The organism is Mesorhizobium sp. USDA 4775, assembly GCF_054062655.1.
Genome location: NZ_JBSSFM010000001.1, coordinates 2,275,785 through 2,296,477, shown reverse-complemented (window position 1 = coordinate 2,296,477; position 20,693 = coordinate 2,275,785). Strand labels below are relative to the sequence as shown.

The 20,693-nt window shown below is 63.6% G+C and carries 19 protein-coding genes and 1 pseudogene; 6 read left to right on the top strand and 14 right to left on the bottom strand.

Annotated features, from left to right (window positions below; genetic code table 11):
* The first annotated feature begins 2 nt into the window (after positions 1-2).
* From ACVILI_RS11010 to ACVILI_RS11000, 3 genes are all read left to right on the top strand, one after another.
* A complete protein-coding gene (locus ACVILI_RS11010; protein ID WP_038644858.1) occupies positions 3-1,715 on the top strand; it encodes an HAD family hydrolase in 1,713 nt (570 codons plus the stop codon).
* Between the two features lie 101 nt (positions 1,716-1,816).
* Positions 1,817-2,134: a hypothetical protein gene (locus ACVILI_RS11005; RefSeq protein WP_019860061.1), complete on the top strand. Its 318-nt coding sequence runs from the start codon at positions 1,817-1,819 to the stop codon at positions 2,132-2,134.
* A gap of 56 nt (positions 2,135-2,190) precedes the next feature.
* Positions 2,191-2,634 carry a PPC domain-containing DNA-binding protein gene (locus tag ACVILI_RS11000; protein ID WP_038644855.1) on the top strand — a complete coding sequence of 148 codons (444 nt, stop codon included), beginning with the start codon at positions 2,191-2,193 and terminating at the stop codon, positions 2,632-2,634.
* Between the two features lie 35 nt (positions 2,635-2,669).
* Here ACVILI_RS11000 and ACVILI_RS10995 read toward each other — a convergent pair whose 3' ends face one another.
* From ACVILI_RS10995 to cyoA, 9 genes are all read right to left on the bottom strand, one after another.
* Entirely contained in the window at positions 2,670-3,932 is a 1,263-nt protein-coding gene (locus ACVILI_RS10995) for a DUF763 domain-containing protein (protein WP_064986414.1), read from the bottom strand.
* Positions 3,933-4,034: 102 nt separating this feature from the next.
* Positions 4,035-4,643: a cysteine hydrolase family protein gene (locus tag ACVILI_RS10990; protein WP_027047187.1), complete on the bottom strand. Its 609-nt coding sequence runs from the start codon at positions 4,641-4,643 to the stop codon at positions 4,035-4,037.
* 315 nt (positions 4,644-4,958) lie between these two features.
* The gene (locus ACVILI_RS10985) at positions 4,959-5,495 is read right to left on the bottom strand and encodes a response regulator transcription factor (RefSeq protein ID WP_038652189.1); all 537 of its coding nucleotides are present in this window, start codon (positions 5,493-5,495) and stop codon (positions 4,959-4,961) included.
* A complete protein-coding gene (locus tag ACVILI_RS10980; protein ID WP_038644853.1) occupies positions 5,485-6,837 on the bottom strand; it encodes an ATP-binding protein in 1,353 nt (450 codons plus the stop codon). The genes ACVILI_RS10985 and ACVILI_RS10980 overlap by 11 nt, the downstream gene beginning before the upstream one ends.
* The gene (locus ACVILI_RS10975; protein ID WP_084791413.1) at positions 6,834-7,646 is read right to left on the bottom strand and encodes an SURF1 family protein; all 813 of its coding nucleotides are present in this window, start codon (positions 7,644-7,646) and stop codon (positions 6,834-6,836) included. Before ACVILI_RS10975 ends, ACVILI_RS10980 begins: the two co-directional genes overlap by 4 nt.
* Positions 7,643-8,020 carry a cytochrome o ubiquinol oxidase subunit IV gene (gene cyoD / locus ACVILI_RS10970; RefSeq protein ID WP_038644851.1) on the bottom strand — a complete coding sequence of 126 codons (378 nt, stop codon included), beginning with the start codon at positions 8,018-8,020 and terminating at the stop codon, positions 7,643-7,645. Before cyoD ends, ACVILI_RS10975 begins: the two co-directional genes overlap by 4 nt.
* Positions 8,017-8,643 (bottom strand): cytochrome o ubiquinol oxidase subunit III, encoded by a 627-nt coding sequence (gene cyoC, locus ACVILI_RS10965; protein ID WP_038644849.1) that lies wholly within the window; start codon positions 8,641-8,643, stop codon positions 8,017-8,019. The genes cyoD and cyoC overlap by 4 nt, the downstream gene beginning before the upstream one ends.
* Positions 8,644-8,652: 9 nt before the next feature.
* Complete coding sequence (gene cyoB, locus ACVILI_RS10960; protein WP_038644847.1) at positions 8,653-10,650, bottom strand: cytochrome o ubiquinol oxidase subunit I; 1,998 nt, start codon at positions 10,648-10,650, stop codon at positions 8,653-8,655.
* Positions 10,651-10,660: 10 nt separating this feature from the next.
* Complete coding sequence (gene cyoA, locus ACVILI_RS10955) at positions 10,661-11,842, bottom strand: ubiquinol oxidase subunit II (RefSeq protein WP_038644845.1); 1,182 nt, start codon at positions 11,840-11,842, stop codon at positions 10,661-10,663.
* A 217-nt stretch (positions 11,843-12,059) separates the two neighbouring features.
* Here cyoA and ACVILI_RS10950 point away from each other — a divergent pair, with 217 nt between their 5' ends.
* A complete protein-coding gene (locus ACVILI_RS10950) occupies positions 12,060-13,382 on the top strand; it encodes an MFS transporter (RefSeq protein ID WP_038644843.1) in 1,323 nt (440 codons plus the stop codon).
* 57 nt (positions 13,383-13,439) lie between these two features.
* Positions 13,440-14,438: pseudogene (locus ACVILI_RS10945) on the top strand (IS481 family transposase).
* Here the strand turns inward: ACVILI_RS10945 and ACVILI_RS10940 are convergent.
* Both ACVILI_RS10940 and ACVILI_RS10935 read right to left on the bottom strand, forming a co-directional pair.
* Entirely contained in the window at positions 14,423-15,550 is a 1,128-nt protein-coding gene (locus ACVILI_RS10940; protein ID WP_038644841.1) for a serine hydrolase domain-containing protein, read from the bottom strand. The pseudogene ACVILI_RS10945 and the gene ACVILI_RS10940 sit on opposite strands and share 16 nt — an antisense overlap.
* 163 nt (positions 15,551-15,713) lie before the next feature.
* Positions 15,714-16,754 (bottom strand): proline racemase family protein, encoded by a 1,041-nt coding sequence (locus tag ACVILI_RS10935; RefSeq protein ID WP_038644839.1) that lies wholly within the window; start codon positions 16,752-16,754, stop codon positions 15,714-15,716.
* 108 nt (positions 16,755-16,862) lie between these two features.
* On the opposite strand from ACVILI_RS10935, the gene ACVILI_RS10930 reads away from it, so the two are divergent.
* Complete coding sequence (locus ACVILI_RS10930; RefSeq protein WP_038644837.1) at positions 16,863-17,825, top strand: dihydrodipicolinate synthase family protein; 963 nt, start codon at positions 16,863-16,865, stop codon at positions 17,823-17,825.
* A 71-nt stretch (positions 17,826-17,896) separates the two neighbouring features.
* Here ACVILI_RS10930 and pldH read toward each other — a convergent pair whose 3' ends face one another.
* From pldH to pldA, 3 genes are read right to left on the bottom strand one after another with little or no spacing between them, the layout of a single operon-like run.
* Positions 17,897-18,643: a pyridoxal 4-dehydrogenase, SDR-type gene (gene pldH / locus ACVILI_RS10925; protein WP_064986367.1), complete on the bottom strand. Its 747-nt coding sequence runs from the start codon at positions 18,641-18,643 to the stop codon at positions 17,897-17,899.
* A gap of 37 nt (positions 18,644-18,680) precedes the next feature.
* Positions 18,681-19,859 carry a pyridoxamine--pyruvate transaminase gene (gene ppaT / locus ACVILI_RS10920; RefSeq protein WP_019860083.1) on the bottom strand — a complete coding sequence of 393 codons (1,179 nt, stop codon included), beginning with the start codon at positions 19,857-19,859 and terminating at the stop codon, positions 18,681-18,683.
* Positions 19,860-19,884: 25 nt separating this feature from the next.
* The gene (pldA, locus tag ACVILI_RS10915) at positions 19,885-20,691 is read right to left on the bottom strand and encodes a 4-pyridoxolactonase (RefSeq protein ID WP_038644833.1); all 807 of its coding nucleotides are present in this window, start codon (positions 20,689-20,691) and stop codon (positions 19,885-19,887) included.
* Between the last annotated feature and the right edge of the window lie 2 nt (positions 20,692-20,693).

Below are 20,693 nucleotides of genomic sequence, written 5' to 3'. Positions count from 1 at the left end.
CAATGTATTTCATCGCATTGGCGACGGACTACGACGGCACGCTGGCGCATGACGGGATCGTCTCGAAGAAGACTCTTGCCGCGCTGGAGCGGTTCAAGAAAAGCGGCCGCAAGCTCATTCTTGTGACCGGGCGCGAGCTGCCTGACCTCAAGCGCGTCTTTCCCGAGATCGGCCTGTTCGACAAGGTCGTCGCCGAGAACGGAGCGCTGATCTACACGCCGGCCAGTGAGGAAGAGCGGGTCATCTCACCATCGCCGGAAGCCGAATTCGTCTCCAGACTGAAGAAGCAGGGCGTCAAGCCGCTGTCGGTCGGCCGGTCGATCGTCGCGACCTGGGAGCCGCATCAGGCCACGGTGCTCGAAACCATCAAGAAGATGGGGCTCGAACTCGAAATCATCTTCAACAAGGGCGCGGTGATGATCCTGCCGAGCGGCATCAACAAGGCCACCGGGCTGGCCGCGGCGCTGCAGGATCTCCGGCTGTCGCCACACAATGTGGTCGGTGTCGGCGACGCCGAGAACGACCATGCCTTCTTGAAGGCCTGCGGCTGCAGCGTCGCCGTCGACAATGCGATTCCCGCGGTCAAGACCACAGTGGATATGGTCACGCGTGGCGCACGCGGGAAAGGCGTGGAGGAGCTCATCGACAGGCTAATCAAACGCGATCACGACATCCTGCCAAGGCGGCATGACGGCATCGTGCTGGGCTCCGCCGGCGGCGACGATATCTATCTGTCGCCAACCGACACGGTCCTCATCGCCGGCAGCTCCGGCATTGGCAAGTCCACCCTGGCCACCGCGCTGACGGAACGCTTCGTCGAGAGCGGGTTTCAATTCTGCATCTTCGATCCCGAAGGCGATTATGACGGCCTCGAAGGCGCCGTGCGTCTGGGCGACGGCTCAAGCGCGCCGACCAAGGCGCAAGTGCTGGACCTCATCGAGAAAGCCGACAGCAATGTCGTCATCAATGGATTGGCGCTGCGCGTCAATGAACGCCCAGATTTCTTTGCTGACCTGCTGCCTGGCCTCGGCAGTTTTCGACGTCGAACGGCCAGGCCACACTGGCTCGTCATCGACGAAGCGCACCATCTTCTGCCCAAACGACGCGATGACACGCGCACGATCCTGTCCCTGGAATTGCCGGGCACGGTGCTGATCACAGTGCATCCCGAAGCGATCTCGACCGACGCGTTGCGCCTGGTGACCGCCATCATCGCCCTTGGCCCCAAGGCGAAGGATGTCGTCAAGGCCTACTGCAGCGAGACCGGCATCGACCCGCCCAAGGACATGGCCCCTCCCAAGGGCGAGCGCGTGCTGTTCTGGCGACCGCAGAAACGCAAGAAGATCGCCGTGGTCAAGGTCATCGAGCCGCGTCAATCCCTTAAGCGGCACAGCCGCAAATATGCCGAGGGGCAACTCGACGAGGCGGGCAGTTTCTATTTCCACGGCCCCGACGATGCGATGAACCTCAGGGCCCATAATCTGATGATTTTCGCTCAGATCGCCGAGGGCATCGACGACAGGACCTGGGAGTTCCACCTGCGTGCCGGCGACTATTCCAAATGGTTCCGCAACCAGATCAGAGACAAGGATCTGGCGCGCGAAACCGCCGAGGCGGAGAACGATAAAAAGCTCTCCGCCGAGGAGAGCCGCAAGCATGTGCTGGAAGCAGTGCGCCGCCGCTACACGGCTCCCGCCACGGCACCGGAAGACTAGCGCGCAACGTGTCGCTCCGCCTGTCCATGAGCCTTTCAGGCATCGGTTGGAACTCACCCGGCGGCTTCACGTTCAGACCCTGTTCAACAGGAGATACGGCCATGCCACGAGGCGACAAATCGAAATACACCGACAAGCAGGAACGCAAAGCCGACCACATTGCGGAAGGCTATGAGAAGCGCGGCGTCTCCGAGAAGGAGGCCGAACGCCGCGCCTGGGCGACCGTCAACAAGGATGATGGCGGCGGCAAGAAAGAAGGCGGCTCCGGGCGCGGCAAGCACACCGGCCACCCGGCGGCACACAAGGGCGGCAAAAGCGGCGGCAAGGCGTCAGCCGCACGCCCAGCTGCAAGTCGGTCGGAATCGGCGAGGAAGGCCGCGGCAACGCGCAAGCGGAATGCCGAGCACCATGCCCATTGACGTCAACAAACACCCTTTGGTCTGTCCTGAAAGACCAACATGATGAGGGCACAGGCATGAAATCGCGGCTCGTCAGCGAGGCCGGTGGACAGCGAACATTTGTCGTGGTGCGCGACCCCGGCGAAGAAGCATTCGCCGCGCTGACCGCCTTCGCGATCGACCAAGGAGTCGACAGTGCTTCCCTGACAGCGATCGGCGCCTTTGAAAGAGCGATCGTGGGCTGGTTCGACCCCAATGCGAAGACCTACCGCAAGATCCCGATCGACGAACAATGCGAAGTTCTGAGCGCCATCGGCGATGTGGCGCTGGGCGATGACGGCAAGCCCAGCCTCCACGTTCATACGGTGTTGGGATTGAGCGACGGCACGACCCGGGGTGGACACCTGCTTCAGGCCATGGTGCGACCGACGCTGGAAGTGACCCTGGTGGAGGCGCCCGGCCATCTGCGCCGTAGCAGGCGTCCGGAATTGGGCGTTGCGTTGATCGATCTGGACGGTTGATTTCGAGCCCGACTGCGGAGTTCAGCCTGCCCCTGTCATGCCTTCTTGTCCAACTCCGTCGGTGCCTTGTCCGGCGGCGGCTCCCAGCCAAAGACACTGCGGCCGCCAAGCAGGTGCGACTGGTCGAATTCGCCGGCAACGATTTCCTTCAGGCTGGGGCCGGTGACATATCGTTCGACCTGCCGCGACTGATCGTCGAGCCGCTTCAACGCGCCGATTTCCTCCTCGCGGCCAAGCCTGGCTTTCTGCACAGCCGACTTCAGCACGCCGATCGTCTCATCATAGACCTTGAGCGGAACGGGGAACGGGTGCCTGTCCTTGCCGCCATGGGCGATTGAAAACCGGCCCGGATCCGAAAACCGGCACGGCGCGCCATGCACCACTTCGGCGACCAGCGCCAGCGCGCGCACCGTGCGCGCGCCCACGCCAGGAACCAGAAGAAGTTCGGAGAAATCCGCCGGGCCGCGTTCGGCGGCGGCGGCCATGTTTCCATGCAGGCGGCGCATGACGATATCGCTTTCGCGCACATCATGGTGAGCCGGCATGATCAGATGCGGCAGCATCGGCTGTTCGGGAGCCGCCGCTGTGCCCGCATCCAGGGCAGCGAATTCGCGCAGGATGCGGTCCGGGCCGAGATCCTGGAGCAAGTCCAGCTGTCCCTGGCGCGAGGCCTCGGCACGATGGTCGGTCAGGTTGACGATCTCGCCCTGGTTGGCGCCCTCGATGGCGGCGTGCGGCTGATCGACGAAACTCTTCAAACCTTCGGACAGCCAATGGTAGCGGCGCGCCACCTTGCTGTCGCCGTTCATGCCTTGCTGCACCACCACCCAGTCGCCGTCATCGGTGACGATGAAGCCGTGCAGATAGAGGTCGAACCCATCCTGGACGGCGGCACTGTCCACCTTGGCGACAAGCCGGCTGACGCTTGCCAGGCGGGTTCCGTCGAAGCCGATGCGCTCGCCGATGGCGGCCAACTCATGCGGGGTTTTGCGCGAGTGGGCGCCACGGCCCCCGCAGACATGAATGCCGAGTTCGCCCGACAGCGGCGTCAGACCGCGCTTCAAGGCGCCGACGACGCTGGTCGTGATGCCGGACGAGTGCCAGTCCATGCCCATGACGGCACCGAAGGACTGGAACCAGAAGGGATGCGCCAGACGCCGCAGCAGCTCGTTGCGACCATAATGATGGATGATCGCCTCGCACATCACGGCGCCAAGGCGCGTCATGCGGTCGCCGAGCCACTTCGGCACGCGTCCGCCGTGAAGTGGAAGATCAGCACTGCCCGATCGTTGCGCCAATTCCGTTGCCTGTTCCGATCTCTGTCTTGTCTCGACAGATAGGTATCCGAGCCCGCGCGAAGAAGCACTTGATGCTTCGGCCTCCTCGACGCCTGGTGACATTCAAGTCCAGTTCGAAAGAACCGTCTCCATCTCGACCGTCTCGACCTGCTGCGCGAAACGTTGGTGATAGACGGTGAGCAGGGCGTCATGCGTTGCATCGGAAGAACTGCACAGCGCGTCCGTGACGAGAACGACACGGTAGCCGAAATCGATGGCGCCGAGCACCGTGGCCAGTACGCACACGTCGGTTTCACCGCCGGTGATGACCAGCGTATCGATCTCGTGTTCCATCAGAAAGGCTCGCAGACGGCCTTCAAACCAGGGCGAATAAATATGCTTGTCGATGACCGCCGCCGGCGGACAGCAAGCAGCCAATGACGGCAACAGCTCGACCATTTCCGGGCCGATATTGTCGATCGCCATCGAAGACCAGCGCTCATAGTAGCGCTTCCATGCCCCGACACCCTGCCCCGCCCTCTGCGCGGGAAGGAAGCGCGTGAAGACCGTCTGTTCTGCCCGTCTTTCAACGAGCCTCTCAATCTGAGGGAGGACACGCGTGATCCAGGGCGTCGCCCACGGCGACGGTTCCGCGAACAGCCGCTGCATATCCACGCAGACATGCATGCAGCCGTGACCCAACGGCCCATATGCCAAGCCCGGCACCGACATCAAAGAATATCCGGCTGGTGGTCTTCTCATGGACTTCTCCCATTGCTGCCCAGGACACGGGAACGCCATAAGCCAGGACTCGTTCCTGGTGGACCGGCGGCAACCAACGCGATTGGTCGACGCGTTCAGCCTGTGGATCGCCGCTCAGCCCGACCTACGATGCATCGCCCAACCAAGGTAGCGATGCATGTCGGCACGTTCGACGATCCGGCCTCGTTACAGCCCCACTACAATTATGGATCAAGCCAGCGGCTTATCTGGGTTTGCTGCGGAATAGACCTGCCGCACCACGACACTGAAGAACGACGGTTGAGCCTACCTCACCACGCGTTTCTCGAGCTTGCGGGCCAAAGTGCGCCGATGCAGGCCGAGCCGGCGCGCGGTTTCGGAGATGTTGAAGCCGGTCTCGACGAGCGTCTCGTGGATACGCTCCCATTCGAGGTTCTTGATCGAGGTGGGACGATTGCTGACGGAAACCGAGACATCGCCTTCGGCCCGGCCGAAGGCGGCTTCGATATCGTCGGTGTTGGCGGGCTTGGCCAGATAATGACATGCGCCAAGCTTGATCGCCTCGACCGCCGTGGCGATGCTGGCGAAGCCGGTCAGCACGACGATCCTCATCGAAGCGTCGCGGGCGCTGAGCAGTTTCACGCATTCCAACCCCGAGCCGCCGGCGCCAAGCTTGAGATCGACGACGGCGTAGGCCGGAACCGCCGTTTCGAGGGCGCCGAGCAGATCTTCCCTGCCGTGGCAGACCACGACGTCGTAGTCGCGCTTTTCGAAGGAGCGTTTCAGCGTCTTCGCGAAGGTGGTGTCGTCCTCGACGATAAACAGGGATCGATCAGGCCTCATGATCATCTCCATCGGTCAGCGCCGCGAGCGGCAACGAGAGCGTAACACAGGCGCCCTGCTCCATGTTGCGCGCCGAAAAGTCGCCTCCCAGCTTTCGAACCACGTTGACGACGAGGAAAAGGCCAAGGCCGCCGCCGGGTCGTCCCTTGCTCGACATATAGGGCTGGCCGAGCGCGGCCAGAATACCCTCGTCAAAGCCCGGCCCGCGGTCACGCACCGAAATCACCAGTTTCTCGCCCTGCCGCCCGGCGGCGACGCCGACCCAATCCTGCGATGCCTCCAGAGCATTGTCGAACACATTGAAGATGACCTGCTTCAGCGCCGTGTCGGAGACGATCTGCTCGTCAGGTTCGAAATCGTTCTTGTACTCCAGATTGAGCGGCTGGCGGCTGACCCGCCATTCCTGGACCAGATCGTCGAGGAAATGGCGGATGCTGGTGCGGATCGTGCCCTCGCCCCGTGCCTGCCCCGACGACATCAATATGCCCGAGACGATGCTTTTGCAGCGCTCGATCTGCGCCTGCATCTCGGCGACGTCCCCGACCAGTTCGCGGTTGCGGGTAACGCTGCGCATCTGGCGCCAGTCGGACAAGATGACAGAGATGGTCGACAGCGGCGTGCCCAACTCATGCGCGGCACCGGAGGCCAGCAAGCCCATGCGCACGATGTGGTCCTCCTCGGCCGAGTGCTGGCGCAGATCGGCGAGATAGGCATCGCGTTCGCGCAGATTGCGGTTGATGCGCGTCATGAAGATGACGATCAGGCCGGCCGCCAGCACGAAGCAGATGAACATGCCCCTGATATGCAGGGCCAGCAGGTCGCTGCCGCCGTGATGCGGGATGGCGATCGGCTGGAACTGGAAGGTGAGGAAGACGAAGCAGGCGGAGGCGGCCGCCACCAGGCTCCAGGTGGACCAGGGCGTCAAAAGCGCGGCGCCAAGCGTGATCTGCAAGAGATAGAGCGACACGAACGGGTTCGAGGCACCGCCACTGAGGTAAAGCTGGGTCGTCAGCGCCGCCATGTCGAAGATGAGCGCGACGAACAGCTGCGCGTTGCTGATCGGCCGCTGGCCGCGCAAAGCGAGCAGGCTGAAGATGTTCAGCCCGACCAGGAAAACCACCACCCCGGCCATCTCCCCCAGTGGCAGCGGGATGTCGAACCAGTATTGCGTCACCAGGATGGTGAGCACCTGACCCGCCACCGCCAGCCAACGCAGTTGGATGAGCAGGAGCAGGTTTTTTCTGTTCGCCGCGTCGGGATCCGAGGCCGTGCCGCCGTTGCCCGCAAGCGATGCGGCCGCGAAGGATTTGTCGTTGCGAAGCGTATGCGTCGGGGCGCTCATCGTGCCGGTCCTTGCCGCCGGCGGGCGCCGATCATCGGCGCGGCCAAGGCCGCGGCAAGCATCGCAGCGAGCGTGAACCAGGTCAAAGCATAGACGAGGTGGCTGTTGCGGAAAGTCACGACCGTCAGGCCGCCGCGCGGCCAGCCCGCGGATGCTTCCGCATCGACGAAATAAGGGGCGATGTCGTTCGTCAAGCCGCGCGCGGCTGCGATGGCGACGACGTCGCGCGAATACCAGCGATTGCCCGCCGCATCGTTGCTGCGCAGGAAGCCGCCCCGGGGCTCGCTCATGCGCAACAGGCCGTCAACGACGGTCGACGAGCCGAGGCCGCCGCTCTCTTGTTCGAACTCGGCCTTGCGCCCCTGTGGGATGAAGCCGCGGTTGACCAGCACGACGAAGCCACGGTCTGTCCGCATCGGCGTCAGCACCCAATAGCCGCCGCCAAGCTCCGTCACCGCCTGCACGAGCGTGTTCTTGCCGCCCAAAAACCGTCCGGCCAATCGCACATGGCTATACTCGTCGCCGGCCGCGGTCATGCCACCCCATGTCGCCGGACCCGGCGCATCGACAGGCGCATGGATGCGCTGGTCGACGCGGGCGATCAGGTCGAGCTTCCAGACCCGCCTTTCCAGCTGCCAAATGCCGAGCCCAAGGAACACCGCCACGCCGACGAGCCCGAGCAATGCGAGAAAAAGCCGCGACGCGGACGACCTGCCGGCATCCTTTCCTGGCGCGGCGGGCAAGCTGATGCCGGCCTGTCCGATCCTTACTTCGGCAGTGGTCCTCCCCGCGCCCGGCGCCGGGCTCATGGCATCTCGCGCATGTCGTGAAGCCCCGGCATCATGTTGGCGTTGAGGTGGTACATCACCCAGAGCGAGCCGGTCAGCACGATGACGACCAGGATCAGCGTGAAGATCAGCGCCAGCATCGACCATCCGCCTTCCGAGGCGGTGTTCATGTGCAGGAAGAAAACCATGTGGACGACGATCTGCACCACCGCGAAAGCCATGATGACGATCGCCGTGGCCTGCTTGTTGTCGATGGCGCCGCTCATGACCAGCCAGAACGGAATGGCGGTCAGGATCACCGACAGGACGAAGCCGATCAGATAGCCTTTGAACGATCCGTGCGCGGCGCCGCCATGGGCGTGGCCGTGACCCTCGGCATGATCATGAGCGCTCATCGCAACATTCCCATCAGATAGACGAAGGTGAAGACGCCGATCCAGACGACGTCGAGGAAATGCCAGAACATCGAGAGGCACATCAGTCGGCGGCGGTTGGCCTCGGTGAGGCCGAACCGGGCGACCTGCGTCATCAGCGTCACCAGCCAGACGGTGCCGAAGGTGACGTGCAGCCCGTGCGTTCCGACCAGCGTGAAGAAAGACGACAGGAAGGCGCTGCGCTGCGGCGTGGCGCCTTCATGGATCATGTGGGCGAATTCGTAGAGCTCGATCGACAGGAAGGCCAGGCCGAACAGGCCGGTCACGGCAAGCCACGCTTGCGTCGCCGCGACGCGGCCTTTGTCCATGGTCAGCATGGCAAAGCCATAGGTGATCGAGGACAAGAGCAGCATGGTGGTGTTGACCGCCACCAGATCGAGATCGAACAGGTCCTTCGGCGCGGGTCCCGCCGCGTAATTGCCGCCGAGCACGCCATAGGCCGCGAACAGCATGGCGAAGATCAGGCAGTCGCTCATCAGATAGAGCCAGAAGCCGAGCATGGTGCTGCTGCCTTCGGCATGCGCATGCTCTTCTTCCAGGTGGAAGACCGGTCCGGTGCCGGCCGTGGTTACACTCGAAGCCATGCTCAAACCCTAGCCCTGGGCGGCGAGGAGCGTCGTCCTCGCCTCCTCCGTCTGCGTGACCTCGGCAGCCGGAATGTGTAAATCGCGGTGATAGTTGAAGGTGTGGCCGATCGCGGTGGCGATCAGGCAGACGAAGCTCAGCGCCGCCAGCCACCAGATGTACCAGATCAGGCCGAAGCCGAGCGCGACGCTGAAGGCGGCCAGGACGACGCCGGTGCCGGTATTGCTGGGCATATGGATCGGCTTGAAGCCGGAGAGCGGCCTGGCGTAGCCGGCCTTCTTCATGTCCCACCAGGCATCGTTGTCGCGCACCACGGGCGTGAAGGCGAAGTTGTAGGCGGGCGGCGGCGAAGAGGTCGACCATTCGAGCGTGCGGCCGTCCCAGGGATCGCCGGTCGGATCGGTCAAGGCCTCGCGCTTGCGGATGGAGACGACGATCTGGATCAGGAAGGCAGCGATGCCGGCAGCGATCAGCACCGCGCCGAAGGCGGCGATGACGAACCATATCTGCAGCGAGGGATCGTCGAAGACACGCATGCGGCGCGTCACGCCCATCAGGCCGAGTATGTAGAGCGGCATGAAGGCGAACCAGAAGCCGACCACCCAGCACCAGAACGACACCTTGCCCCAGAACGGATCGAGCTTGAAGCCGAAGGCCTTGGGCCACCAATAGGCGATGCCGGCGAACAGGCCGAACAGCACGCCGCCGATGATGACATTGTGGAAATGCGCGATCAGGAACAGGCTGTTGTGCAGCACGAAATCCGCCGGCGGCACGGCAAGCAGCACGCCGGTCATGCCGCCAACGACGAAGGTGAGCATGAAGGCTATCGTCCACATCATCGGCAGTTCGAAGCGGATGCGGCCGCGATACATGGTGAACAGCCAGTTGAATATCTTCGCTCCCGTCGGGATCGAGATGATCATCGTGGTGATGCCGAAGAAGGAATTGACGCTGGCGCCGGAGCCCATGGTGAAGAAATGGTGCAGCCAGACCAGGTAGGATAGGATGGTGATGACCACCGTGGCGTAGACCATCGAGGTGTAGCCGAACAGGCGCTTGCCGGAGAAGGTGGAAGTGACCTCGGAAAAGACGCCGAACAGCGGCAGGATAAGAATGTAGACTTCCGGGTGACCCCATATCCAGATGAGGTTCACATACATCATCGGGTTGCCGCCGAAGTCGTTGGTGAAGAAGTTGGTGCCGACATAGCGGTCGAGCGCCAGTAGCGAGAGCACGGCCGTCAGCACCGGGAAGGACGCCACGATCAGCACGTTGGTGCAGAGCGACGTCCAGGTGAAGACAGGCATGCGCATCATCGTCATGCCGGGCGCGCGCATCTTGATGATCGTGCAGATCAGGTTGATGCCCGACAGCGTCGTGCCGACGCCCGCCACCTGCAGCGCCCAGATGTAATAATCGACGCCGACGTCAGGACTGTAGCCAATGCCGGAGAGCGGCGGATAGGCGAGCCAGCCGGTGCGGGCGAATTCGCCGACGAACAGCGAGGCCATGACCAGGATGGCGCCGCCGACCGTCATCCAGAAGCTGAAATTGTTGAGGAACGGGAAGGAGACATCGCGCGCGCCGATCTGCAGCGGCACGACAAAGTTCATCAGCCCGGTGACGAAGGGCATCGCCACGAAGAAGATCATGATCACGCCGTGCGCGGTGAAGATCTGGTCGTAGTGATGCGAATTAAGGTAGCCCTCGGAGCCATTGAAGGCGATGGCCTGCTGCAGGCGCATCATGATGGCGTCGGAGAAGCCGCGCAGCAGCATGACGAGACCGAGCACCATGTACATGATGCCGATCTTCTTGTGGTCGACGCTGGTGAACCACTCGCGCCACAGATACGTCCACAGCTTGAAATAGGTGATCGCTCCAAGAAGGGCGATGCCGCCGAGCGCCACCGCGACGAAGGTGGCGACGACGATCGGCTCATGCAGCGGCAGCGAGTCTAATGTGAGACGGCCGAAAATGAATTTGGTCAGCGTATCGGGCATCGGCTGTCTCTCACAATTCGCGCCACAGCAGGCCGAGCGACGGCGTATCCGCCTCGGCGCGACGGCTCTCGGTCCCGGGCCTCAGCAGCCCCGCCCCGCGCAGCGGGGAAAGATTCCTGGCCGGCCAATCCTTCGGCGTGACATCGCTGGCCGCGCGCGCCGCGGCGGCCGCTTCCTCCGCCGTGCAGATGCTGGCGACATAGGACGGATCGTTGCCGAACACCGCGCCGCGCCGGGCGAGCTTGTCGTATTGCAGCGGCAGCGTGTTGCGCACGCCGGCGAGGCCGAGGCCACCCTTGGCGTCGATCGACATCATCTCGTTCATGCACATCTTGCCGCGCTCGACGCACAGATTGAGGATGGCGCCAAAAAGGCCGGGATCGACGGAGGCATAGTGGCGGACCGGCTCGTTCTCGCTCGGCTTTTCAAGTTCGAGATAGTTTTCGCGGCTGAGCGTCGCCGGCGCGGTTCTGGCCTGCGCCACCCACTGGTCGAAAGCCTGGTCGGACAGGCCGTGGAACGCAAAGCGCATCCCCGAAAAGCCGGCGCCGCTGTAGTTGGACGAGAAGCCGCTGTAGGTGCCAGGCCGGTTGATGACGGCGTGCAGCTTGGTTTCCATCGCCGGCATGGCGTAGATCTGCCCGGCAAGGGCTGGAATGTAGAAGGAATTCATTACCGCCGACGAGGTGATGCGGAAGTCGATCGGCTGGTTGACCGGCGCCGCCAGCTCGTTGACGGAGGCGATGCCGTAATCCGGATAGATGAAGAGCCATTTCCAGTCGAGCGCCACGACCTCGACCCGGAGCGGCTTGTGCGCTTCAGTGACCGGCTGGCCGGGTTCGATCCGGTCGATCCGGCGGTACGGATCGAGCAGATGCGTGCCGAGCCAGGTCAGCGCGCCGAGGCAGATGATGATGAGCAGGGGCGCCGCCCAGATCACCAGTTCCAATTTAGTCGAATGATCCCAGTCCGGCGCGTAGGTCGCCGCTGTGTTGGATTGCCGATAGCGCCAGGCGAAGAAGACCGTCAGCGCCATGACCGGGATGATGATGACCAGCATCAGCAAGGTCGAGACCACGAGCAGGTCGCGCTGCTGGGCCGCGACATCGCCGGCGGGCGCCAGAACGACCAGATCGCAGCCGCTCAACAGCCCGGCCAGGGGGAACAGAAGCAAGGCTCCAAATCGTTTCATCAAGCGCTGCCCTCGAAGGATCGCCGCAACCGTTCATGTTGCAGTGCGGTATCGATCCAAGGGCTACTGCTCGCGGCGCTGTGGTAACATTGGACAATTTGTCCAATGCCCAGCAGGCATGGCTTTGGCGCAGTGTGCAGTGCACAATAGACCCCCCCGGGGGAATCCCCGGAATTGGGTTCCGGACAGTTCATTCCACGCGGTGGCGACGGATAAGATGGCTCAGACTTCGACTGCCGAAACAAACAGCGAGTTGATCGGCTCGCATCATGGCCAGGTCAGCGCGGGCGATATCGCGGTCGGCGTGATCGTGGGCAGGACGTCGGAATTCTTCGACTTCTTCGTCTATGCGATCGCCTCCGTCATCGTGTTTCCCAAACTGGTGTTTCCGACGCACGATCCGCTCGTCGGCACGCTCTATTCCTTCTGCATCTTCGCGCTGGCCTTCGTCGCGCGCCCGTTCGGCTCCGTGCTGTTCATGGCGATCGACCGCGCCTATGGCCGCGGCGCGAAACTGACGATCGCGCTGTTCCTGCTTGGCACGTCGACCGTTGCCATCGCATTTCTGCCGGCCTATGGCGACATCGGTGCGGTCGCGGTGTGGCTTTTGGCGCTTGCCCGCATCGGCCAGGGGCTGGCACTCGGCGGAACATGGGACGGACTGCCCTCGCTGCTGGCGCTGAACGCGCCGCAGAACCGGCGCGGCTTCTACGCCATGATCCCGCAGCTGGGCGCGCCGATCGGGCTCATCGTGGCAAGCTCCCTCTTCGCCTTCTTCGTCGCCAATCTGTCGGCCGACGACTTCTTCTCCTGGGGCTGGCGCTATCCCTTCTTCGTCGCCTTCGCCATCAATGTCGTGGCCCTGTTCGCCCGGCTGCGCATCGTCGTCACGCCTGAATTCTCGAAACTGTACGAGAGCGGCGACCTGCAGCCGACGCGCATCAGGGACACGATCCGGGCCGAGGGCCACAACGTCGTCATCGGCGCCTTCGCGCCGCTGGCGAGTTTCGCCCTGTTCCACATGGTGACGGTGTTTCCGCTTTCCTGGGTGTTCCTGTTCACCAATGAGGGGCCGGCACGCTTCCTGATGATCGAGGCGGTGAGCGCGCTGTTCGGCATTGCGGCCATCGTCGCATCGGGGCCATTGGCCGATCGCGTCGGACGCCGTGCGCTGCTCGGCGGTTCGGCGATCGCCATCGCGACCTTCAGCGGCTTTGCCCCACAGCTTCTGGATGGCGGCGCCGTCGGCGAGGCGCTGTTCATGGTGCTGGGCTTCATCCTGCTGGGGCTGAGCTTCGGGCAATCGTCGGGCGTCGTCGCCTCGCGCTTTTCCCGGCAGTATCGCTATACCGGCTCGGCGATCACCTCGGATCTGGCGTGGATGTTCGGTGCCGGCTTCGCGCCGCTCGCCGCCCTGCTGCTGGCCGGCAATTTCGGCCTCATCGCCGCCGGCGCCTATCTGCTGTCGGGCGCTGCCTGCACGTTGCTTGCCCTGTGGATCGACGGGCGCCGTCCGGCCGCGGACCGTCAGCCCGACTAGATGTTTGATCCCGGTTTTTGATGGTGCATCCTTATCTTCCGAATCAAAGGATGCGCTATGGGCCAAGTTCTGCATGGGAGCGCCACAACGACAGAGGCGGTCCGTCGAGCGATACAGCATAGTCAAGAGAGCCTGAGGACCCTGGCCAAGCGCTACGGGATCAACCAGAAGACGGTTGCGAAGTGAAAGAGGCGAGCTTCGGTCGCCGATCTACCGACTGGTCCGAAGGAACCGAGATCGACGGTGCTCTCGATTGAGGAGGAGGCGGTCATTGTCGCTTTCCGCCGCTACACGCTGCTGCCGCTCGACGACTGTCTATATGCGCTTCAGGCGACCATCCCGCACCTGACGCGGTCTTCATTGCATCGCTGCCTGCAACGCCATGGCATCGGTCGGCTTGCGGATGTCGAGGGCGACAAACCGGCGAAGAGGAAATTCAAGAGCTACCCGATCGGCTACTTCCACATCGACATTGCCGAGGTCAGGACCGAGCAGGGCAAGCTGCACATGTTCGTCGCTATCGACGAGTTGCACGAGAAGGCCCCCACAGCCATCTCTAAACACTTCCTGCTCCGGCTGATCGCGGCCGTTCCCTACAAGATCCACACTGTGCTTACGGACAATGGCATCCAGTTCACCACCCCCGGTGCCGGTGGCTCGGCCGTGCCGCTGATTAAGGAGGCAATCGCTAATGGCGAGATCTTCCGCGCTCACGCCTTCGAATACGCCTGCGCCAGGAATGACATAAAGCACCGCACGACCAAGGCCAGGCATCCGTGGACCAATGGCGAGGTCGAGAGAATGAACCGGACTATCAAGGACGCCACCGTCAAGCGCTTCTATTACGAGAGCCACGACCAACTCCGCATCCATCTCGCCGACTTCGTCGCAGCCTACAACTTTGCCCGTAGGCTCAAGACCCTCAAAGGTCTCACACCCTACGAGTTCATCTGCAAGGCGTGGGTCTCACAACCGGAAAGGTTCAAACTCAATCCGCTCCAGCAAATGCCGGGACCACCCGGCTGCCTTCGGCCATTCAGTCAGAGCGAGTCGTAAACGGCGTCGATCAACATCTTGCGGCGTGGGTCCATGTCGTCAAAACCCAGCATGCGGTTGGTGACATAGCCGAAACCGACGCCGGCACCGGGATCGGCAAAGCCGATGGCGCCGCCCCAGCCGGTGTGGCCGAACGTTTGCCGCGATGCACGGCCGGCATAGACCGGATCTTCCATCTGATAACCGGCGGCGAAGGCAGTGGGGGCGGCGAAGCTTTCATCCATGCCGCGAACACGCTGACGCGCCGCCGCTTCGATTGCCGCGCGGCCGATCAGTGGATGGCCCTCCCAGACGCCACCGGCTGCCATCATGCCGTAAATACGCGCCAATGCGTGCGCCGTCGACTGGCCATTGCCGCCCGGCACCTCGGCGGCGCGCCAGACGCGGTCGTTGGGGGCCAATGCACGGGGCGCCGGATTGTCGCCTGCGTGGGGAAATGGCGAGGCGCGGACAAATTCGACCCAGTCCGAAGCCCCCGGGCCTTCGATCATCTCGGCGACCCTGGATTCCTCGCGGTCCGGCAGACCGACATGAAAATCGGCTCCGAGCGGGCCTGCTATCTCCTGCGCGATGAAGCGGCCGATGCTTCGCCCGTCGACGCGTCGCAAAACTTCGCCAGCAAGGTGGCCATAGGTAAGCGCGTGATAGATGCAGCGGCTGCCGGGCTCCCATAGGGGCGGCATGGCGGCGAGCGCGTCGACAAAGGGCGTCCACGCGAACATGCCCGCTTCGTCCATCGGCACGGCAAGACCATTCAGCCCGGCCTGGTGCGACATCACCTGGTCAAGCGTGATGCGCTCCTTGCCGCCGGCCGCGAATTCCGGCCAGTAGCGGGCAATGGGTGCGGCATAGTCCAGTCTGCCGCGCTCCACCAACATTGCGATCGCCAGCGCGACGACGCCCTTAGTGGAGGACCAGACATTGATCAGCGTGTCCTGCCGCCACGGACGGGTTCGCGCGGCATCCGCATGACCGCCCCACAGGTCAACAACGGTCTTGCCGTGGACCACGACGGATACGCCTCCGCCATGTTCCAGCCCTTGGGCGAAACACTCGGCGAATGCCGCGCGCACGGCGCCAAAGCGCGGATCGCAGATACCATCCATGTTCATGCGTGAACTCTCACCAGGCTGATATGACGGGAATGCCGCCGTTGACCATTCTGGCTCGGCGGGAACCCGCCAGTCCAGCGAATTGCCGACACTCAAGATCGTCGCCCATATGATGCGACCCGAAAATCATGGCAACCAGGGCAATCGACGGGCCGGCTCAGGCCTACTGCTTCACCGAGGTGGAGGTGCCCCAGGTATCCGACAGCACGTAGCCTTGAGGGTATGGATCCGTCGGATCGAGATAGTAGCTGTGCTCGCCGGTGATCCAGGCCCGGCCGGTGATCTCCGGAACGATCGCCTTGCGCCCGGCGATTTCCGTCAGTTCCACGATCCTGCCGGTGAAGCGTGAGCCGATGATCGATTCATGGATCAACACGTCGCCAACGCCCATCAAGCCGCGCGCCTGCAGCACGGCCATGCGGGCCGAAGTGCCCGTTCCGGTCGGGCTGCGGTCCGAGCGGCCCGGCGAGACGATGCAGGTGTTGCGCGTGACATTGCCCGGCCCCTGGAACGGCATGGCGAACTGGACGATCGACACGCCGCGCACATGATCGAATTGCGGATGGACGACATCGAGCTGCTCGCGCGCGGCCCGCCTTATCTTCTCGCCGGCCACCGCCAGTTCGCGCGCCTCGTCGGGCGCGACCGAGAAGCCAAGCGCCTTGGCATCGACGATGGCGTAGAACATGCCGCCATAGGCGATGTCGACGGTGAGCGTTCCGAGCCCTTCAACCTCGATGTTGGCATCCAGGCGGTCAACAAAGGCCGGCGCGTTGCGCAAGGTGATCGAGACGCATTTGCCGTCGCGGCATTGGGCGCGCACCTCGATGACGCCACCCGGCATGTCGAGCTTGAAGCGCGTCTCGGGCTCCTGCATCGGCACCATGCCGGTCTCCAGCAGCACCGTGGCGACGCAGATCGTGTTGGAACCGGACATCGGCGGATATTCCGTCGGCTCCATGATGATGGCGCCGGCGGCGCAATCCTCGCGCGTCGATGGAACGAGCAGGTTGACGTGGCGCGCGACGCTGCCGCGCGGCTCGCAGATCAGCATGCGCCTGATATGGTCGTGATCGCGCTCCATCGTGATCATCTTGTCCATCATCGTGCGGCCAGCCGGCGGCAGAACACCGCCGATGATGACGTCGCCGACTTCACCTTCGGCATGGCAGCCGACGACACGAATGCTGGTTTTGCTGCGCATTGCTGTTCCTGCGTTTGTCCCTGCCGGCCACGACTATTTTGCTTGGCAAGCCGTGCCGCTTCGGGACAAACTGATCAATCCGCGTGCAAGCCTCAAGGAGAATCCGAAATGACCTCTAATGTTTTTTCCGGCTGCATGCCGGCGTTGATGACCCCGTGCACGCAGGACCGCCAGCCCGACTTCGACGCGCTGGTGCGCAAGGGACGCGAGCTGATCGCGGCCGGCATGTCGGCCGTCGTCTATTGCGGCTCGATGGGAGACTGGCCGCTCCTGACCGACGAGCAGCGCATGGAAGGCGTCGAGCGCCTGGTGAAGGCCGGCGTGCCGGTGATCGTCGGCACCGGCGCGGTCAACACCGCCAAGGCCGTGGCGCACGCGGCGCACGCCCAGAAGGTCGGCGCCCGGGGCCTGATGGTGATCCCGCGTGTTTTGTCGCGCGGGCCTTCGGTGACGGCGCAGCGCCATCACTTCAAGGCAATTCTTGCCGCCGCGCCTGATCTGCCGGCGGTCATCTACAACAGCCCCTATTACGGCTTTGCCACACGTGCGGACCTGTTCTTCGCCCTTCGCGCCGAACATCCGAACCTCGTCGGCTTCAAGGAGTTCGGCGGCCCGTCGGATCTGCGCTACGCGGCGGAAAATATCACCAGCCGCGACGATGAGGTCGCGCTGATGATCGGCGTCGACACCGCCGTCTTCCACGGTTTCGTCAATTGCGGCGCGTCCGGCGCCATCACCGGCATCGGCAACGTCCTGCCGAAGGAGGTGCTGCACCTTGTGGGCTTGAGCCAGGCGGCGGCCAAGGGCGACGCCGAGGCCCGCCAGCGCGCGCTGGAACTGGACGCCGCGCTCGCCGTGCTGTCCTCCTTCGACGAAGGCCCCGACCTGGTGCTCTATTTCAAGCACATGATGGTGCTGAAGGGTAATCCCGAGTACCTGCTGCACTTCAATGAGACGGATGCCCTCACCGACAGCCAGCGCGGCTATGCCGAGGCGCAGCTCAAATTGTTCGACAGCTGGTATGCCCAGTGGTCGAGGCAACCCGGCGTGATCGCAAGGTCCGCAGCCTGACCCGGCAGGCGCGACAGGCGGCCATAGTACGGCCGCCTTTGCATTGCGGGGCTGAGCAGCCGCTGTCTGACTTAGTGCCTGACCATCCCGGCGTCGACATTCAGCGTCTGGCCGGTGATCCAGCGCGCATCGTCGGAGGCCAGGAACGAAACCACGTCGGCGATATGTTCCGGCTGCCCCTTGCCCTTCATCGCCTGCAGCATTTCGACAAAGCCGAACGCCTCGTTGTGCGGGCTCGCCTTGACGCCGTCGCTCTCGATCAGGCCAGGCGTCACCGCGTTCGCCGTGATGTTGTATTTGCCGAGTTCGGTGGCGAGCGCCCGGGTGAAGCCGATGACGCCGCCCTTGGCCGCGACATAGGCCGCCATGTTCGGCGTGCCGGCAAAGAAGGTGTTGGAGGCGATGCTGATCACCCGCCCGGCCTTGCCAGCCGCGCGCATCTGGTCCGTACCCGCGCGGGTGACGATGAAGGTCCCTGTCAGATTGACGTCGATGATCTTGCGCCAATGGTCGAGATCGACGTCGTCCCAGGCGACGAACGGCACGATGCTGGCATTGTTGACCAGGATATCGACGCCTCCGGTCAGTGCCTGGATTTCGGCGAAGAGTGCCTTGACCGAGGCCGGATCGGAAATGTCGGCGGCGATCGCCCTCGCCTTCCCGCCGATCGACACGGCGGCAGCCTTGGCGCCTTCGGCGTTGATGTCGCTGAGGATGACGGTTGCCCCGTCGGCGGCAAGCCGCGCGGCGATCGCCTTGCCAATACCCTGTGCGGCGCCGGTAACCAGGGCCGTCTTTCCCGCAAGCCGTTCAGTCATGAAAATGCTCCCTCAATCCGTATCTGTTGATGTCTGTTCAGGCGTCGGCGTCGATAACGGCCAGCGCCGCCTCGATGCCTTTGCCGATCGCGAGTTTCTGGCCAGCCGCGTTCACGGCGCCGCCAAGTGCCGTCAGCGCCGCGATCGCATAGATCGGCTGCGCCGTCGGCCCCATATGGCCGATCCGCGTCAGCTTCCCCAATGTCTCGCCGCGGCCCGACGAAAACACCACGCCGTAGCGGGCGCGCGCGGCCTGGCGAAGCGCCGTCTCGTCGACACCATCGGGGGTGCGGACGGCGGTGGTGGTCGGCGACGCAATGCTGTCGCTGGCCGCCCAGATCGATAGGCCCATCGCGGTGACGCCCGCGCGCATGGCCTTGGCGGTGAGCGCGTGGCGCGCCCATACAGCCTCAGGCCCCTCATTGAGATAGAGGTCGAGCGCGACGTCGAGCCCGTTGATCTCCGAGACCGACGGCGTGAACGGAAACGGCTTGTCCCTCGACCAGGCAGTTTCCCAGTCGACAATGCTCAGCATCGATGCGCGCGGCGCCAGGGGATTGGCCTTCATCTTGCCCCAGGCCCGCTCGCTGACGCCCATCATTGTGAGGCCGGGAGGGGCACCCAGGCATTTGTTGGGGCCGGTGACATAGATATCGGCCTTGCAATCCTCGGGATGCGTCTTCATGCCGCCAAAGGACGAGACCGCGTCGACGATGAGATAGCCGCCATGTGCCGAAACCAGCGCGCCGATGGCGTCGATCGGGTTGATGGTTCCCGACGGCGTGTCGTGATGACAGACCGACACGATGGTGATCTCCGGATGCGCCTTGAGCATGTCGGCGACCGCCTGCGGATCGATAGCCTCATTGTAGGGCACTTCAATCTCGAGCAGATGCGGCGAGTACCGCTTCGCCCAGTAGCCAAAGCCCTTGCCGTAGACGCCCGAGGCAAGATTGAGCACGACATCGTCGGGCGCGATCAGCGACGCCGCCGCCGCTTCGAGGCCGAGCACCGGTTCGCCATGCAGGATGACCGGCTTGTTCGACAGCCGCATCGCCTTCTGCGCCTTGTCGACCACACCCTCGTAGAAGAGCTGGAACGCAGGATCATAGTCGTAGAGCACCGTGCGGCCGAGGCCGCGCAGCACTTCTGGATAGGCGTTTACCGGACCCGCGGTCAGGGTGATGACCGGATCGGCATGATCGGAATAGCGCATGGTGTTGTCTCCGGATTGGCGGCGGTCAGCCGTAGAATTGCGTGCCGGTCCTGTAGGTCTTGAAGTTTTCCATGTCGTGCGAGTACATCAGCTCGGCGCCATGGTCCTCGGCGAGCTTCTTCACCTTGCGCATCGAATTGACGCCTGCCACCGGGTCGATGTGGAAGGCAGCCTGGCACAGCGTCTCCAGGCTCTTCTGGGTGTAGGCGGCGTCGATGGTGAACATGATCGGCTTGCGCTTGGGGAACTCGACCAGCAGGCTGTAGTGGCCGATCGAATGGCCGGGCGTCGAGATCAGCTTGACGCCCCTGGCGAGATCGACGTCGCCGTCGATGCCCTCGAAGGTCGAGTTGGCGCGCGTCGTGCCTTCCAGCAGCTGCGCCGTCGCGCCTCGCGCTTCGGCGGCCTCCGCCGAGAAGCTCAGGTCCGAATAGCCGAGATGTTCGAAAGGCTGCGGATTGCAGGCCTGCGGCACCTCCGAGCGATGGCAGATCTTCTTGGCATGCGGAAAATACTTGTTGCCGCCGCAATGGTCGAAATGGAAATGCGAGTTGACGACGACGTCGATGTCCTTCGGCTCGAGGCCGAGCAGCGCAAGCGCGCCGGGGATGGTCTGGTGCTTTTCCTGGATCGGCTTCTCGAAGGGCAGCACCTTCATGACGTGATCGTAGTCGTAGCCGGTGTCGATCAGGAACCGGCCCTCGGCATGCTCGATCAGGATCGAATAGACGGGGAAGCGCACTTCGCCGCCAGGGCCTCGGTTCCAGAACACGTGGTAGCCGTCGAGAACGAGCGAGCCGCCGTCGAGCAGGTAGACTTTGGTATCCGACATTC

What these genes read in the sequence shown, in the direction of transcription:
- cyoD (WP_038644851.1), bottom strand. Translation starts at nt 8,020, where the DNA reads ATGAGCGCTCATGATCATGCCGAGGGTCACGGCCACGCCCATGGCGGC.
- ACVILI_RS10950 (WP_038644843.1), top strand. Translation starts at nt 12,060, where the DNA reads ATGGCTCAGACTTCGACTGCCGAAACAAACAGCGAGTTGATCGGCTCG.
- ACVILI_RS10940 (WP_038644841.1), bottom strand. Translation starts at nt 15,550, where the DNA reads ATGAACATGGATGGTATCTGCGATCCGCGCTTTGGCGCCGTGCGCGCG.
- ppaT (WP_019860083.1), bottom strand. Translation starts at nt 19,859, where the DNA reads ATGCGCTATTCCGATCATGCCGATCCGGTCATCACCCTGACCGCGGGT.
- ACVILI_RS11010 (WP_038644858.1), top strand. Translation starts at nt 3, where the DNA reads ATGTATTTCATCGCATTGGCGACGGACTACGACGGCACGCTGGCGCAT.
- ACVILI_RS11005 (WP_019860061.1), top strand. Translation starts at nt 1,817, where the DNA reads ATGCCACGAGGCGACAAATCGAAATACACCGACAAGCAGGAACGCAAA.
- pldA (WP_038644833.1), bottom strand. Translation starts at nt 20,691, where the DNA reads ATGTCGGATACCAAAGTCTACCTGCTCGACGGCGGCTCGCTCGTTCTC.
- cyoB (WP_038644847.1), bottom strand. Translation starts at nt 10,650, where the DNA reads ATGCCCGATACGCTGACCAAATTCATTTTCGGCCGTCTCACATTAGAC.
- ACVILI_RS10935 (WP_038644839.1), bottom strand. Translation starts at nt 16,754, where the DNA reads ATGCGCAGCAAAACCAGCATTCGTGTCGTCGGCTGCCATGCCGAAGGT.
- ACVILI_RS10980 (WP_038644853.1), bottom strand. Translation starts at nt 6,837, where the DNA reads ATGAGCGCCCCGACGCATACGCTTCGCAACGACAAATCCTTCGCGGCC.
- ACVILI_RS10930 (WP_038644837.1), top strand. Translation starts at nt 16,863, where the DNA reads ATGACCTCTAATGTTTTTTCCGGCTGCATGCCGGCGTTGATGACCCCG.
- cyoA (WP_038644845.1), bottom strand. Translation starts at nt 11,842, where the DNA reads ATGAAACGATTTGGAGCCTTGCTTCTGTTCCCCCTGGCCGGGCTGTTG.
- pldH (WP_064986367.1), bottom strand. Translation starts at nt 18,643, where the DNA reads ATGACTGAACGGCTTGCGGGAAAGACGGCCCTGGTTACCGGCGCCGCA.
- ACVILI_RS10975 (WP_084791413.1), bottom strand. Translation starts at nt 7,646, where the DNA reads ATGAGCCCGGCGCCGGGCGCGGGGAGGACCACTGCCGAAGTAAGGATC.
- cyoC (WP_038644849.1), bottom strand. Translation starts at nt 8,643, where the DNA reads ATGGCTTCGAGTGTAACCACGGCCGGCACCGGACCGGTCTTCCACCTG.
- ACVILI_RS10990 (WP_027047187.1), bottom strand. Translation starts at nt 4,643, where the DNA reads ATGTCGGTGCCGGGCTTGGCATATGGGCCGTTGGGTCACGGCTGCATG.
- ACVILI_RS11000 (WP_038644855.1), top strand. Translation starts at nt 2,191, where the DNA reads ATGAAATCGCGGCTCGTCAGCGAGGCCGGTGGACAGCGAACATTTGTC.
- ACVILI_RS10985 (WP_038652189.1), bottom strand. Translation starts at nt 5,495, where the DNA reads ATGAGGCCTGATCGATCCCTGTTTATCGTCGAGGACGACACCACCTTC.